The 1,485-nt window shown below is 69.7% G+C and carries 1 protein-coding gene; it reads right to left on the bottom strand.

Annotation, left to right across the window (positions count from 1 at the left end):
* Positions 1 to 22: 22 nt before the first annotated feature.
* Entirely contained in the window at positions 23 to 1,225 is a 1,203-nt protein-coding gene (locus LMU33_RS40755; RefSeq protein WP_228627149.1) for an IS110 family RNA-guided transposase, read from the bottom strand.
* Positions 1,226 to 1,485: the final 260 nt, after the last annotated feature.

Raw genomic sequence — 1,485 nt, 5'->3', positions numbered from 1 at the left:
GGGGGTGCCTCTATGTCCTTCGTCAAGCGAGCTGTGGGGTTCGGGGTTCGTAGAAGGTTCCGTCGCGGAGCATGGCGAACAGGACGCTGATGCGGTGGCGGGCGAGGCGGAGGAGGGCCTGGGTGTGGGTTTTGCCGCGGGCTCGGCATCGGTCGTAGTAGCCGCGGGAGGCGGGATCGTGGAGGGCGGCGAACGCGGAGAGAAACATCGCGCGTTTGAGCTGGCGGTTCCCGCCTCGCGGAGCATGTTCGCCGTGGATCGAGGTCCCCGACGATTTGGTGGCCGGTGCAAGGCCGGCGTAGGAGGCCAGGTGGGCGGCGCTCGGAAACGAGCTGCCGTCGCCGACGGTGGTCAGAAGGACTGCGGCGGTCCTGACGCCGATGCCCGGCATCGACGTCAGGACCTCGGCAAGAGGGTGGGCCTCCAACAGGGCCTCGATCTGGGCTTCCAGTGCCCGGCGTTGTTCGTGGACGGCGGCCAGCGACTTGGCCAGCGACGGCACGATCACGTCCAAGGTGTTGGTGCCCGGGACGACCACGGTCTGTTCGTCGAGGGCGTCGAAGACGTCGTCGACGAGCCGCTGGGCCATGCGCGGGGCCTTCGGCCGTATCACCTCGACGAGCTTGCGGCGGCCGGCCTTGCGCAGAGCGGCCGGGGATCCGTAGCGCTCCAGGAGCCAAGTGATGGCGGGGTGGTCCAGGCGGGGTCCCAGGACGCGTTCGAGGCTGGGGTGGAACTGGGTGAGCAGGCCGCGGATGCGGTTGGAGGTGCGGTTGGCCTCGCCGGCCAGGTCCTGGTCGAAGCCGACCAGCATGGTCAGTTCGGCGGTGATCTCGTCGGCGAGTTCGAGGGAGCGCAGCGTGTGGGGCATGGTGCGGGCGGCGTCTGCGATGACAGCCGCGTCGCGCGCGTCGGTCTTGGCCTCACCTGGGTAGAGGTCGGCGATCCGGCGCATCGCGAGTCCGGGCAGGTAGGCGACCTTGCAGCCGGCGTCGCGGGCGACGGTCAGCGGCAGGGCGCCGATGGAGGCGGGCTGGTCCACGACCACCAGGACGGTGCCGAACTTGGCCATGAGCTTGTCGAAGACTGCCCGCAACTGGGGTTCGCCGTTCGGCAGGCCTTTGTCGAAGACCTTCTTCCCGGCCGGGGTGAGTCCGTGGCCGTGATGGTTGCTCTTGCCGACGTCCAGGCCGAGGAAGACGCCCGTCTCGTCGATGTCGATCACCGTGCCCCCACGTTTCGATGCGTGCCGGCCTCGGCGGTGGGGCCGTTCGCGCGCATCCACGTTATGCAGACCTGCCGCCCGCGAGCTGCCCGGCATTGCGCCGGGCCGGGCAGTGGCCGGACCTCTGATCAGCGTCTCCGACGGCACCCCTCGGGCCCGGTGACACCACCCCCCAGGTCATCCGATCGACAGGGGGCAACAGTCATGCCGGGCCCGGAGGCCAGCGGCCCTCTTGCAGGACCGCGAAGAAGATAACGGGG

Source organism: Streptomyces barringtoniae (genome assembly GCF_020819595.1).
GTDB classification, from domain to species: Bacteria; Actinomycetota; Actinomycetes; order Streptomycetales; family Streptomycetaceae; genus Streptomyces; species Streptomyces barringtoniae.
Note: the sequence above shows the minus strand (reverse complement) of the source record. Positions and strands in the feature narration are given on the sequence as shown.